The 13,347-nt window shown below is 62.3% G+C and carries 13 protein-coding genes and 2 pseudogenes; 8 read left to right on the forward strand and 7 right to left on the reverse strand.

Annotation, left to right across the window (positions count from 1 at the left end; translation table 11 throughout):
• Positions 1 to 827 precede the first annotated feature (827 nt).
• The 4 genes from RAD16_RS07305 to RAD16_RS07320 all read right to left on the reverse strand — a co-directional run bounded on the left by RAD16_RS07305 (position 828) and on the right by RAD16_RS07320 (position 3,808).
• A complete protein-coding gene (locus tag RAD16_RS07305) occupies positions 828 to 1,721 on the reverse strand; it encodes a LysR family transcriptional regulator (protein WP_458157193.1) in 894 nt (297 codons plus the stop codon).
• Between the two features lie 106 nt (positions 1,722 to 1,827).
• Positions 1,828 to 2,472, reverse strand: a complete 645-nt coding sequence (locus RAD16_RS07310; protein WP_458157194.1) for an O-methyltransferase — start codon at positions 2,470 to 2,472, stop codon at positions 1,828 to 1,830.
• Positions 2,473 to 2,503: 31 nt separating this feature from the next.
• Positions 2,504 to 3,130 carry a PadR family transcriptional regulator gene (locus tag RAD16_RS07315; RefSeq protein ID WP_458157195.1) on the reverse strand — a complete coding sequence of 209 codons (627 nt, stop codon included), beginning with the start codon at positions 3,128 to 3,130 and terminating at the stop codon, positions 2,504 to 2,506.
• 126 nt (positions 3,131 to 3,256) lie between these two features.
• Positions 3,257 to 3,808: a carboxymuconolactone decarboxylase family protein gene (locus RAD16_RS07320; protein WP_458157196.1), complete on the reverse strand. Its 552-nt coding sequence runs from the start codon at positions 3,806 to 3,808 to the stop codon at positions 3,257 to 3,259.
• 69 nt (positions 3,809 to 3,877) lie between these two features.
• Here RAD16_RS07320 and RAD16_RS07325 point away from each other — a divergent pair, with 69 nt between their 5' ends.
• The 4 genes from RAD16_RS07325 (at position 3,878) to RAD16_RS07340 (ending at position 5,913) form a co-directional block, all read left to right on the forward strand.
• Entirely contained in the window at positions 3,878 to 4,231 is a 354-nt protein-coding gene (locus tag RAD16_RS07325) for an MmcQ/YjbR family DNA-binding protein (RefSeq protein ID WP_458157197.1), read from the forward strand.
• Between the two features lie 56 nt (positions 4,232 to 4,287).
• Positions 4,288 to 4,518, forward strand: a complete 231-nt coding sequence (locus tag RAD16_RS07330; RefSeq protein WP_458157198.1) for a hypothetical protein — start codon at positions 4,288 to 4,290, stop codon at positions 4,516 to 4,518.
• Between the two features lie 57 nt (positions 4,519 to 4,575).
• Positions 4,576 to 5,448, forward strand: a complete 873-nt coding sequence (locus RAD16_RS07335; protein WP_458157199.1) for a GNAT family N-acetyltransferase — start codon at positions 4,576 to 4,578, stop codon at positions 5,446 to 5,448.
• Between the two features lie 78 nt (positions 5,449 to 5,526).
• Positions 5,527 to 5,913 (forward strand): ester cyclase, encoded by a 387-nt coding sequence (locus RAD16_RS07340; RefSeq protein WP_458157200.1) that lies wholly within the window; start codon positions 5,527 to 5,529, stop codon positions 5,911 to 5,913.
• A gap of 21 nt (positions 5,914 to 5,934) precedes the next feature.
• On the opposite strand, the gene RAD16_RS07345 is transcribed toward RAD16_RS07340, so the two are convergent.
• Positions 5,935 to 7,158 (reverse strand): MFS transporter, encoded by a 1,224-nt coding sequence (locus RAD16_RS07345; protein WP_458157201.1) that lies wholly within the window; start codon positions 7,156 to 7,158, stop codon positions 5,935 to 5,937.
• A gap of 361 nt (positions 7,159 to 7,519) precedes the next feature.
• Here RAD16_RS07345 and RAD16_RS07350 point away from each other — a divergent pair, with 361 nt between their 5' ends.
• Positions 7,520 to 7,978, forward strand: coding sequence for a cupin domain-containing protein (locus tag RAD16_RS07350; protein WP_458157202.1), 459 nt, complete (start codon positions 7,520 to 7,522; stop codon positions 7,976 to 7,978).
• Here the strand turns inward: RAD16_RS07350 and RAD16_RS07355 are convergent.
• A pseudogene (locus RAD16_RS07355) lies at positions 7,977 to 8,087 on the reverse strand (IS5/IS1182 family transposase); the annotation flags it as partial. The gene RAD16_RS07350 and the pseudogene RAD16_RS07355 overlap by 2 nt on opposite strands.
• A gap of 354 nt (positions 8,088 to 8,441) precedes the next feature.
• Between RAD16_RS07355 and RAD16_RS07360 the strand changes: the two are divergent.
• The 3 genes and pseudogenes from RAD16_RS07360 to RAD16_RS07370 form a co-directional block, all read left to right on the forward strand.
• Entirely contained in the window at positions 8,442 to 10,514 is a 2,073-nt protein-coding gene (locus tag RAD16_RS07360; protein WP_458157203.1) for an arylsulfatase, read from the forward strand.
• The gene (locus RAD16_RS07365) at positions 10,496 to 10,858 is read left to right on the forward strand and encodes a hypothetical protein (RefSeq protein ID WP_458157204.1); all 363 of its coding nucleotides are present in this window, start codon (positions 10,496 to 10,498) and stop codon (positions 10,856 to 10,858) included. Before RAD16_RS07360 ends, RAD16_RS07365 begins: the two co-directional genes overlap by 19 nt.
• Positions 10,859 to 11,211: 353 nt before the next feature.
• Positions 11,212 to 11,304: pseudogene (locus tag RAD16_RS07370) on the forward strand (cupin domain-containing protein); the annotation flags it as partial.
• A gap of 806 nt (positions 11,305 to 12,110) precedes the next feature.
• On the opposite strand, the gene RAD16_RS07375 reads toward RAD16_RS07370, so the two are convergent.
• Positions 12,111 to 12,644, reverse strand: a complete 534-nt coding sequence (locus tag RAD16_RS07375; RefSeq protein ID WP_458157205.1) for a hypothetical protein — start codon at positions 12,642 to 12,644, stop codon at positions 12,111 to 12,113.
• Positions 12,645 to 13,347: the final 703 nt, after the last annotated feature.

A 13,347-nucleotide genomic window follows, 5' to 3' on the forward strand; every position in this document is an offset into this window, starting at 1 on the left:
CATCAACAGCGTCATTGCGAGCGTAGCGAAGCAATTCAGAGTCTTTCCGCGGAGGCAGCCTGGATTGCTTCGCTGCGCTCGCAATGACGGCGTGCGAGGTCGCGCGGCCGATTTGCAGCTCTCTTCATCGCAGACACACCTTCGCATCCTCGCGGCCCATTTCGCCCGAGCTTTGCCCGTCGCCTCACCCCCAGATGAAAGAGGGCGCAGGGAAGACCGGGTGCCGGCTGGCACCCGCGGTCCACTGTGCGATATCTGCGCTACAACAGGCTGCACAGCGGCATACAGGTGAAGCCAAACATCCGGCCTTCCCTGCGCAGTGGTTTGACGACGTATGTCGCGCTCTCCCCGGGGAGCGATGCATTATTGCCCCCGTCGTCTCGCAGATGACTGATCCGAGGGCCCGGTTGAGCCACACGCATCACCACGAGCCTTGACGCACAGACCCCGGGCGCCAGGACCACACGATTTTGCCGTACGCCGATCACACCGGTCGTGCGCGCGACGGTTTTGCTCACAGTTACCCGCCCTGCAAAACCCTTCGCGCCGATGTGGCCCACGTCCACCGCCGTCCGGCCCGCGTTCGTGACGATCGCGATACGCCCCTCTCCCTTGGGCCGGAGTGGGCGCACTATCCGCCATTTCCGAATTTCGGTAAAGTGGAATATTTTTAGCGCGGTGCATTGACCGAGCGCTTGGGTGTTTTGCCCGTCGGGCAACGCAAGGTCTCGTAGCCCGGATGGAGCGAAGCGTAATCCGGGATTCCATCCATGCGGCACGAAGGACCCGGATTGCGCTGCGCTCCATCCGGGCTACGACAACGTCCCCTACAGCTTCGCCTCGGCAAAAATGCCGGATATCCAGTCGAGGAAGACACGCAGGCGCAGCGCGAGCTGGCGGTTTTGCGGATAGAGCGCCGACAGCGGCGACGGCGACGGCGGATGGTCGGCGAGCACCTCGACCAGCGCGCCGCTGGCGAGATCGCCCGCGAAACGATAGCGCGGCGCTTGGGCGAGGCCGAAGCCGAGCCGCGCAAGATCGGCCATGGTGTCGGAATTGTTGACGCGCACCCGGCTCGGCAGCACGACATGCCGCAGCTCGCCCGCGACGGAGAATTCCAGCGGCAGCACGTCGCCGGTGCGCGAGGAAACGAAGGCCACCATCTGGTGGCCGTCGAGCGCATCCGGCATCGCAGGCATGCCGTGGCTCGCGATATAGGCCGGGCTCGCCACCGTGATCTCCGCGACCGTGGCGAGCCGGCGCAGGATCATTCCACTGTCGTCGAGCTCGCCGGCCCGGATCACGCAATCGATGCCCTCGCGCACGAGATCGACCAGGCGGTCGCCCTGCCCGATCTGCAATTCGAGCTGCGGATAGCGCGCCAGAAATGCCGGCAGATGCGGCAGGATGAAGGTGCGGGTCAGCAACGGATGCGCGTCGATGCGGAGCAGACCGCGCGGCCGCGCATCGCGCATCGCGGTTTCCGCTTCCTCGACCTCCGCCAGAATGGCGACGCAGCGGCGATAATAATCCTCGCCGTCGAGCGTCGGCGTGACGTGCCGCGTGGTCCGCTCGAGCAGCCGCGCGCCGAGATGCGCCTCGAGGCCGCGCAGCACCTCACTCGCCGTCGAGCGGGGAATGCCGAGATCGGCCGCCGCAGCCGTAAAGCTCTGCCGTTCGACGAGGCGGACGAACAGGCGCATGGCGTCAAATCGGTCCATGGGCGATTGTTCACCACAGCCGACAAATGATGGCAAGCTTTTGGCGATTATCCGGTCGACGCAATCGGGCATTCTCGAACGACAACAGCCGCAGCGCCTCGACGCCTCACTTCACCTTCAGGCTGAGCTCCGTCCCGCCCTTGAGCGGCAGCGTCATCGAGACGAAGCCGTTGTTGGGATCGCGGATGAAATCGAGGTAGTCGGGCTCGGCGTTGTCGTTCATGACGTAGCCGCCGACGCGCAATTGCGGCGCGACGATCTCGATCACCTCGCGTGCGAGCGAGGGACCTCCCTCGCCCGGCCAGCCGTCGATCAGGACGAAGTCGACGGGGCCGCCGAGATCGCGCAACGTCTTTCGCGCATCGCCCTCGCGAATCTCGGCGTAATCGGCAAGGCCTGCTTCAGTGAGATTGCGTTTGGCGGTCTCGACCTTGGCCGGAACGATCTCGGAGCCGATCACGGTGCCGCCGCCATTGTCGCGCAGGGCCGCCGCGAAATAAAGCGTGGACATGCCGACCGAGGTGGCGAACTCCGCCACGCGCGAGGCACGCAGGCCGCGGCAGAGCAGATAGATCAACTCACCCTGCTCGGGATGGATCGAAAAGCCCTGCTCGGCATAGGCGTGGGGATCGCGGCTGCTGAAGCCACCGCGCGGACCTCCGCCCGCCGGCCGCTGCCGCGCGCCTTGCAGGCGCGCGATGACGGCGTTGACCCGTGGATCCTGAATCGGGCTGTGGGGCCGATCATTCATGGGCGGTCTCGCTTTCCCGTTACTTTTCCAGTTACTTGCCGAGAATTTCCGCGGCGGCGCGATCCAGGATCGCGGCGATGCGGCGCGCCTCGGCGGAGTCACTGCCGTGCCTGGAGCGCAGCGCGCGCTTGAGGTTGTGGCGGGCACGGTGCAGTTCATCGGAAGCATCCGCATCGAGATCGCTGACGCCGGCAAAGGCCTCGCGCACCTCGTCCATGCGGCGGCCGATCCGCGACAGCGCCTGCAGGATCGCGTCCGCGGTTGTGCGGTTCTCGGTTAGATAGGCCTCGCCCTGCGGCATGATGCTGTAGAGCTTGCGGCCGCCATCCTGCTCGACGCGCGCGTGGCCGACCTCTTCGAGGTAGGTCAGCGCCGGATAGATCACGCCGGGGCTCGGCGTGTAGAACCCGTCCGAGCGCTCCTCGATGATCTTGATCAGCTCATAGCCATGCGCCGGGTTCTCGGCGAGCAGCGCCAGGATCACCAGCTGGAGGTCCTGCGAGGACAGCCGCCGCGCGCCCGGGAAATCGCCGCCCGGGCCGCGCCCGAAGAAGCCGTGCCCGCCGCGGCCAAAGCGGCGTCCGCCGCCGTGCCGGCCCATGACGAAATGGGCGAAGTGCCCGAAATGGAAGTCCTTGTGGTCTCGTCCGTGGTGCATATCGTACGTCCTTTTGTAAAACATATCTTACGATATAGTTTGCGATAGCCCAGCCGCAACCCACAAACCCGTGATCCGGCCCTCCGTGCGCCCCGGCTCCCCCGGGAGCGCCCGCCCGACGTCAGGTCACTCGGCGGCTTCGCTGTGGGGGACGCCCTGCTCGACCTCGAGCTGAAGAATATCGTTGAAGCGGTTGAAGGCGCCGCAGAGCGCGATGCGCCAGGTCAGCTCGACCACCTGCGCTTCCGAGAAATGCGCGCGCAGGCGAGCAAAGATCTCGTCGCGGGTCTTGTTCCAGTTGTTGGTGACGGCAATGGAATATTCGACGACGAGCTTGTCCAGCTCATCGAGCTCGGGATGATCCTTGTAGTCGACGAGGCGCGCCGCGCCCTCCTCCGACACGCCCTGCACCGCCAGCTTCGGCGCGTGGTGGGAGACGCAATAGTCGCATTTGTTGAGCAAGGAGACCGTGACCAGCGCCAGCTCGAGATGGCGCTTCGACAGATTGCCCTCTTCGGCGAGATCGACCAGCAGCGACCACATGTGCTTGAAGATCGGCAGGCGGTGCGCCATGACACCGGCTTGGTTCTCGAACGCACCGTAGGTCGTCATCTTGTCCCACAGCGACTTCAGTGCGTCCGGCAGATCGTCCCTGGTCTTGATCGAAACACGCGACATGGCCATTCATCCCTCATTGGAACGCGCATGCTGCCATAACGGCTCGCTCCGCGTATCGGTCGCAATCGCATGACACCCAAGACATTCGAAGCACGCTGCCTGCGCCTGCCCGCCGCCACCAAGGTGGTGCAATGGGAAGGTACCTCCGTGTTCAAGGTCGGCGGCAAGATGTTCGCGCTCGGCGGCGGCTATACGGCAAGCTCCGGCGGCTACATGTTCAAGGTCTCGGACATGGCCTATGCGATGCTGATCGAGCATCGTGTCGCGCGGCCGGCCCCCTATCTGGCGCGCGCCAAATGGGTGCAGCTCGTCAGCAACAACGCGCTGCCGGATGCGGAGCTGACCGGCTATCTCGCGCAGGCCCACGGTCTGATCGTGGCAAAGCTCACGCGCAAATCACGGAAGGCACTGGGGCTGGAGTGAGCGCGGGTTCCGGGCGCGACGCCAGCCCATGGTGGCCCTCTCCATAACGTGATGGGATGATCATCATCCTCCCACTGGCGTCATGCTGCACCGCAACTAGCTCAATGGAAAGCCCATTCGAGAAGGATTTTTCCATGAGCAAATCTAAAACAGCCGCATCGGCCAAAACTCACCGCTATGAATTCGTGCACAGCGACGGCGCCGACTTCGTCGCCTATCAGCGCCGCAGCGAAGACGGGAATTGGACGACCTTCGCGACGTGGATGATTCCGCGCGCGCCCTGCTAGACCGGCACGACACCCTGCCGTTGACCGCGAACATATATCTGACTAAAGTCAGATATCATGTTGGATCCCGTCTCCCGCGTCCGCCGCTTCAACCGCGCCGTCACATCCGCTGTCGGCGCGCTCGATACCTCGTTCCTCGGGCGCGGCCGGCCGCTCGGTGCGGCGCGCGTGCTCAATGCGATCGGACATGGACGTTCGGACGTTGCGGAGATCCGCGACTATCTGGGTCTCGACTCCGGGTTGATGAGCCGTCTGCTGCGCAGCCTCGAGGACGAAGGCGTCATCGAGACGACGGCGCATGCGGACGACGCACGCCGCCGCGTGGCCAAGCTGACGCGCACGGGCCGCCGCGAGTTTGCGGCGTATGAGGCGCTGTCGAACACGCAGGCCGAAAGCTTCCTCGCGCAGCATTCGCAGCGCGAGGCGCTGCTGGCGGCGATGGACCTGATCGCCTCGGCATTGACGCGCGAGCGCGTTGCACTCGCAGAGATGGACCCGCAAAGCGAGGAAGCCCGCTATTGCCTCGGCGAATACTATGCCGAGCTCGGCCGCCGCTTCAAACAGGGCTTTGATGTCTCGCTGTCGCGCGCCCCTGACGCCAAGGACATGCGCCGCCCGCGCGGCACCTTCATCGTCGCGATGTCGGACACGCTGCCGATCGGCTGCGTCGGCCTGAAGGGCACGGATCACGGCTATGCCGAGATCAAGCGGCTCTGGGTCGCGCCTGCCGCGCGCGGGCTGCGCCTCGGCCGCCGCCTGATGGATGCGAGCGAGGCGGCGGCGCGCGAGCTCGGCATCGCGCTGCTCCGGCTCGACACCAACAGCGCGCTGCCCGAAGCCGGCCAGCTCTACCGCACCACCGGCTGGCGCGAGATCCCGCGCTTCAACGATGATCCCTACCCGGACCTGTTCTTCGAGAAGCAGCTTTGATCGGGCTGCTCGATCGCGAAGCGCACCGCGCGCTGATCGGGCACGTACAGCGGCGGGTCTGAATCGAAGGAGCATGCTGTGACCAGAGACGATGTTGCCGGCATCTACCGCGACTATATCGCCTGCCTGAACCGGCAGGATTGGCCAGCGCTCGGACAGTTCGTGCACGATGACGTCGCGCACAACGCGCGGCCGTTCGGGCTGTCCGGTTATCGCGGGATGCTGGAGCAGGACTTTCGCGAGATTCCGGATTTGCAGTTCAATGTCGAGCTGCTGATCTCCGATCCTCCCAACATTGCGGCTAGGCTGAAGTTCGATTGCACGCCGGTCGGGACGTTCCTTGGGCTCGCCGTCAATGGTCGGCGCGTCTCCTTCTGCGAGAACGTGTTCTACGAATTTCGCGAGGAAAAGATCAGGCAGGTGTGGTCGGTGATCGACAAGGCGGCGATCGAGGCGCAGCTCTGACGCTGCGCCTCGAGGTCGCCATCACGCCGCCGCTGGCGCCGCCACCTCTCCTTGCGGCTTCGCAAACGGGCGGAACGTCATCGCCATCAGGAATGCACCGAGGCCCATCGCCCAGGAGGCGATGTAGAGCCAGGCGTAGCTGGAGAAGGCGTCGTAGATGAGGCCGCCGGCGAGCGGACCGGTTGCCATGCCGAGACTGCCGGCCATGGCTGTGCCGCCGATCACGGTGCCCATCATCTTCAGCGGAAAGTTCTCGCGGATCAGCACGGCATAGAGCGGCATGGTGCCGGCATAGATGAAGCCGAAGACCGCACCGACCGCGTAGAAGGTCGCAAGCTGATGGGCGAAGACATAGGCGAGCGCGCCGAACGCCTGCAGCAGCAGGCCCGAGACCAGCACGCGCTTGGCGCCGAAACGGTCACCCATCAGGCCGAAGGCGATGCGCCCGCCGAGTCCGGCAAAACCCTCGATGCTGTAGATCGTCACCGCCGCAACCAGCGGGATGCCGCAACTCACGGCATAGCTGACGGTGTGGATGATCGGGCCGGAATGGGTGGCGCAGCAGAAGAAGTTCGTCGCGAGCAGGATCAGGAATTGCGGCGAGCGCAGCGCTTCGCCCATCGACATCTCGGAGGACCCGGCGCTCTCGCCCGACGGCGCGGCCACGGCCTGCGCCAGCGCGGGCGGACGGCGCACCAGCAGCGAGACCGGGATCATGATGGCGCCGACCACCAGCGCAATAATCTGCATCGACGTGCGCCAGTCGTGGCCGGAGACGAGCCAGGCCGCGAGCGGCGACATCGTCATCGGCGCCATGCCCATACCGGCCGACACCAGCGAGACCGCAAGGCTCCGGTGCGTATCGAACCAGCCGGTGACGGTCGCCATCATCGGCGCGAAGATCGCGGCACAGGAGGCGCCGACCAGCAGGCCGAACACGAACTGGAACACCAGCAGCGACGTGGCATGGCTCGCCGCGAACAGGCTCAGCGCCAGCACCGTCGATCCCGCCATCACCACCGGCCGCGGCCCGAACCGGTCGCTCGCCGTGCCCCAGGCCATGCTGGTGAAAGCCATCGCCAGAAAGCCGATCGTCATCGCGCTGGAGATGCCGGTCACGGACCAGCCGGTGTCCTTCGTGATCGGCTGCAGGAACACCGGCAGCGAGAACATGCCGCCGATCGCGACGCAGCCGAGCAAGCCGCCCGCGGCGACGATCACCCAGCGATAGGAGGAAGCGTTCATTTTGGTCTCCCGTCAGGTCTGTCTGGGTGGAAGACGAATGGGAACTGTGCGGGCCGACAGAGTAGTGTGATTTTTTCCGGGAGGCTCCCTTGCCTCAAGAATTATGAGCTCGCACATCAAAAATGTCGAAAACAACCCCATGCACAGTAGCCGGCCGCTGTGGGATCAATGACTTACGATGCCATCTGACTTGCGGTGCCGGCACCTTGCGATGCGAGGCCGCAATTTGACTCGTCGGGCAAAACACTGGCATCCTGTCATTATCCCGAAAGCCTCGTCGCATCATACTCGGACGGCCGCCGATCATGGCGCCCGCTCGCCGATCCCGCGCGTTCGATGCACTGATGAACGGAACATCCACATGCCCAAGATCGACATCCCCGCCGTGCCGGCCCGCAAGGGCTCCGGCTATCCCGCGCCCTTCGCGGCCCCCTGCGCCGAGCGCATCCGCAAGCGGCTCGGCAATGCCGGGGGTCTTGCCGATTTCGGCGTCAACCTGATGCGGCTGCCGCCGGAGGGCTGGTCGAGCCAGCGGCACTGGCATTCGCACGAGGACGAGTTCGTCTATGTGCTCGAGGGCGAAGTGGTGCTGATCGAGGACGGCGGCGAGACCGTGCTGCGCGCGGGCGACTGCGCGGCCTTCCCGAAAGGCAGCGGCAACGGCCATCACATGATCAACCGATCGGACGCCGTGGCCGTCTATCTCGAGGTCGGCTCGCGCTCGCCCGACGATCTCACGACATGCTCGGACATCGACATGATGAGCGCGAATTCCGACGGCCGCTTCGTGCACAAGGACGGCACGCCCTATCCGGATTAGGCGCGGACGCATGACGCGCGGGCAGCCATAGCCGGATAGATGCGAACGAGACGAAGGCGAGGTAGTTGGCGGCGAGCCTGTCGTAGCGCGTCGCCACCCAACGACACTGTTAACGCAATGCTTCAGGGCAGATCCCGCTTGGTCGCTTACGGGGTACAAGCAGACGTCAGCCAGCCGACAATCTCCGCCGAAATCGTCGAAAGTGACCCAGAGCGGATCTCTTTTGATCTAGATCAACGAAGGCGATCACAGTCGATATGAGTTCAATATGTGCGTAAATGCGCCATCTACCCTGAGTTCTTCGGGTAGGATGTGAGGGCTCGGCAACTGCTTGCGGTCGCCGAAGCGTTTTACGAGAAACTCAAAGCGCCTCGCCTGGAATCGCCTTGGGGCGAGACTTCGCTTCCCGGCCTGTGAATGGAGACCCTTTAAGCTCAAGAGCCCAGTAGAAGGAGAGGCATCGATGAATCGTCGTCAGCTTTTTCTTTCCACCGCGAAGGGAGCACTTGCGTCGGCACTTGGTTGTTCTTGGCTCCGCCAGTCGGCGCGGGCCCAGGAAGTGCTGCCGCTTCCACAACCGCCATTCAGGGGAAAAATTGGCACCACCTACAAGGACTCGATGCCGGACAAGATACCGATCATTAATGCTCCAAGCGGCGCGCCAAACGTCCTGCTTGTTCTGATCGACGATTGCGGCTTCGGACAATGGGGGACATTCGGCGGGCAGATCCCAACGCCGAACCTGGACCGGCTCGCAAAGGCCGGATTGCGCTACACGCGCTTCCATACCACGGCGCTTTGTTCACCGACGCGAGCCGCGCTGCTCACTGGCCGCAATCATCATTCTGCCGGAACGGGCAACATTACCGAACTGGGCGACGGCTATCCTGGCTACAGTGGACAGATTCCGAACAGCGCCGCTATGGTAGCTGAACCGCTGCGCCAGCATGGTTACAGCACAGCCTGGTTCGGCAAGAACCACAACATCCCGGATTGGGAGACCAGTGTGTCGGGCCCCTATGACCGCTGGCCAACCCGGCAGGGATTTGATCACTTCTACGGTTTCCTAGGGGGCGAAGCGAACCAGTGGGCGCCTGCCCTCTATCGCGACAACACGCCCATTGAGATGGAGATTCCGAACGGACGGACCGCCGACTATACCCTCAATGAAGCCCTTTCGGATGAGGTGATCAGTTACATCAACAAACAAAAGTCGGTCACTCCGGACAGGCCATTCTTCGTCTACTACGCGCCCGGTGCTACGCATGCTCCTCATCACGTGCCGAAGGAATGGATCGACAAGTTCAAGGGCCAATTCGACCAGGGGTGGGATAAGTATCGAGAAGACACTTTCCAGCGGCAACTTCGCCTCGGCGTCATTCCTCCCGACACCAGGCTAACGCCGCGGCCGGCGGAAATTCCCGCCTGGGATTCCCTGTCGTCAGATCAGAAGCGCATCGCCTCGCGGCTGATGGAGACGTTCGCCGCCTACACGGCACAAACCGATTTTCTTGTCGGGCGTGTCCTTGATGCTGTTGAAGCGGTCGGCCAAACGGACAACACGCTTGTCTTCTGGGAGATTGGTGACAACGGGTCATCCATGGAAGGCACCCTCAATGGCGCATTTAACGAGATGGTCGGCATCAACGGACAGCAGGAGGACCCGAACTTTATCCTGGCGCACATCGACGAAATCGGCGGTCCAAAATCCTATAACCACTTTCCGGTTGGATGGGCGTGGGCCATGGACACGCCGTTCCAGTGGGGCAAGCAGATAGCTTCGCATTTCGGTGGCACGAGAAATCCGCTCGTCATCTCGTGGCCTAACAGGATCAAGGACAAAGGTGGCATTCGCAATCAATTCCACCACGCGATCGACATCGTTCCAACGATCCTGGAAGCGGCTCAGATTGAGCAGCCTTCGTCGGTCAACGGCGTTGCCCAAAAGCCGATTGAAGGCGTCAGCATGGTTTACACCTTCGACGACCCGAAGGCCGAGGAACAGCGTCGCGTTCAGTACTTCGAGATGTTCGGCAACCGTGCAATTTATAGCGACGGATGGGTCGCATGCGTCCGCCATGGACGGCTGCCCTGGGAAAATATCGGCTCGTATGATTTCGCCAACGACAAGTGGGAGCTTTACCGGATCGACAGCGACTTCAGCGAGGCCAACGACTTGGCGGCTCAGGATCCCAAGCGCTTGCGCGACATGCAAGACTTGTTCTGGGTCGAGGCCGCAAAGTACGACGTGCTGCCGCTGGACGACCGATTCATCGAACGCGCTGACCCCAGCTTGCGCCCAAGCCTGATCGCGGGACGCACCGATTTCACCTATTATCCCGGTGCCACGCGAATTCCCGAAAGTTCATCGCCCAATGTAAAGAACCGCTCGCACACCATTACGGCCCATGTCGAGGTCCCACCAACAGGCGGCGATGGTGTGCTGGTGGCCGCGTTGGCGGCTACACTCTCTACGTCAAGGACGGCAGGCCGACCTACGAATACAACTGGTTCTCAATGCAGCGCTCCACGGTGACCAGTTCGGACAAGCTCGCACCCGGCCCCGCAACCATCCGGGTCGAGTTCAAATACGACGGCGGCGGGGTTGCAAAAGGTGGCGCGGTGACACTTTACGTCAATGACAAGAAAGTCGGCGAAGGTCGGGTCGAGAAGACCATCTTGGGTCGGTTCTCAGCCGATGAAACGTTCGATATCGGTGTCGATACGGGGTCACCGGTCAGCGACAATTACGCATCGCCAAACCCCTATGCCGGAAAGCTCCGCAAGGTGGAGATTCGCCTCGGTCCGGTGAACCACACCGAAAACGACGTCAAAGCGATCCGCAAGGCGGAATTGGTGGCACGATCAGCCATTGAATAGGGATCGATGAGATCGAAGTCAGGAGACGAGCAAGTGTCGGCTTGTGGCCCATCGCGACTTATTGTGCCGCCGCACGAACTTGGTCGCTATCGGATCAAATCAGACGTAGTCACCAGTCACATGGGCTTCCGAGTTTAATAGGTCCACGCCCTAATTCGCCAGGCCCCGCTTGCCGATCCTGTCGTTGATGAGCGTTGCGACATCATCTCTTCCTGGCTGTTATGCCTCCGCATGAGCTACCCGTACCGGACATTAACGGATATGCGCCGACGTCACGCGAGCATGATGCGATAGACGGTGCCATCGCCCCAGTCGGCCGAGAAGAGAGCGCCAGATGGCTCGACGGTCAGGCCGACGACCTCACGACGTGCTCGGATATCGACATGATGAGCGCCAACTCCGACGGCCGCTTCGTGCACAAAGACGGCACGCCCTATCCGGATTAGGGCGCGGTCTCATTGGCACGCAGCCAAATTCGGATTGATGCAAATTTGACAGACGCCAGGTCATTGGCTGCGAGCTGGTCATATCGGGTCGCCACACGCGTGCATGCTTGATCTCATTGAAGAACCGTTCGATCAGGTTGCGCGATACCGATGCGGGCTGAAGCACTGGGCGTACACCTGAACGGTCATTTGCCCGCCGAACGCCGCGCGACCTGTTGGGCAGCCTCTGCTTGATCGCGATCCATTCATAATCGCTGAGTTCAAGGCGCATGATTCGAGCCTCCGGTTTTCGGAGCTTGAATCACGTGCACGGCAATACCATCAAGCCGCAACGGTTGCCCGCAAAGCCGCGAATGCCCTGAATTTGCTTCCGCTTTCGGCGGCATAGCGGACATGACAGGATTCGTCGCTGGGTCTCCCCCTGTAGCGAATGACCCGGAGCGGTCCTGTGCTGGCCGCCGATCAGCCGCCGCCAAACTTGGATGGATCATCGTAGGCAGGAGGAGGGTCGTGGTCGGTCCGCAGACCGCCCGGAACGGAGTCGTCGCGATAGATCCGCACACCACCTGGAGTGACGTAGCTTGGGATCACAGTCTGGCCAGGACGAACGATGACATGTCGCGATTTGGCATGATTCCCTCTTGCGGCGTTCGCAGAAGCACAGAGAGCGATCAAAAGGCATAATGCCAAGGCGGAACGCATTGCATTTTCTCCAATCAACTAGCCCTCTTCTGCTGTGGTGCGGGCCCGTGGAAAGCGCTTTGATGCCCCGCTGGCCTCGCAAATTCGAGTTCCTGCAGTCAGCCTCAGGGTGGAAAGAGGTGGGAAGCGGGGCAATCAATTGAACGAGGCAAGGTTGGGGCCGCGCTTGGTGTTTCATCATTCTCGCGAGCGTCCGAGGTCGCCGAGATCAACTTCATGACCTGCTCGACAGTTTCCTGCACGCCTTGAAGTTTCCCGCTCACCAAATCGAGCTGAGCCCTCGCTCCAGGTACTTCGGTATCCGACCTGATGGAGACTATCTGTACCACATTGATATGAACCGGTTCACCGCCAGGTCCGGTCAATTCGATCCAGGACTTCGTTCTGCCGGAGCTGCCACCTCGACACAACGCGGCACTCGGTACGAGCGTTGATGCGGCAAACGCCCCCTTCTCCTCGGCGTTGAGTGGCTTCGCCGTATCATTCACGGCTCTGGTGCGGCCGCTGAACATCGTCGACACGGGGCGTCGCACGAATAAATCATGATGGCCGGTCCGGTTATTGGTATCCGCCAAAGCAACAGAGGAAAAACCAAAAACGAGCAAGGCGATCAACGCGGTGGAGGCCGTGCCAGGCATTTTCCAGCTCCTTGGTTGGAGCGCCTTTGTGCAGGTTGATCACTTCAGGCGCTTCTTAGTCCAGCCGCCTGCCAGTAGCTGATCGTACAATCGGTCGATCTCGCGCGCTTGATCGGGCGTGACATCCTCCAGATGCAACGCTCTCAGCTCATCCTCGGTTGGCTGGTAGTTGCGACCATTGTGAATCGGCCATCGTCCACTGTGAAATGGCGGAGCGTCAGCTGCAAGCTCGGTGGGAGCACTAAGCCCAATGGTTCTCACGCCCAACAGTGCGCAAACGAGAATAGCCCGTCGTGATTTCCCGGCTGTCATTGCGATTCTCCGTGCCGAGAGCAATGGCGAACGACGGAGCGAACACCGGCAGGCCCGCTCTTCTTCTTTCGAGATCGATTTGTCGCTATCTTAATCCAACAACATTATGTGATGGAATTCTCGCGAGGCACCGGGCTGCTGGGCATCGCGAAATTGGCTGGAGTTCGCTGGACGAGCGTCGTTTTCGCGAGCGCGTGTGTAGCGGACGATGTCGCTTGTTGGCCCATCGCTTCCGTTGGCGCGTCGCAGCGAGCTGTCCGGTGCCGGGGTAAACCGGAGGCGCCCCGGCATTAGTCGAAACGGCGCTTTTGACCCAAAGCACCGGTAAAGCTGTCATCACCAGCCAACGTCCGTCGATGTTGTCGGGACCGGTCATCAACTACCCCTTGAT

This window comes from Bradyrhizobium sp. 18BD, assembly GCF_054185225.1.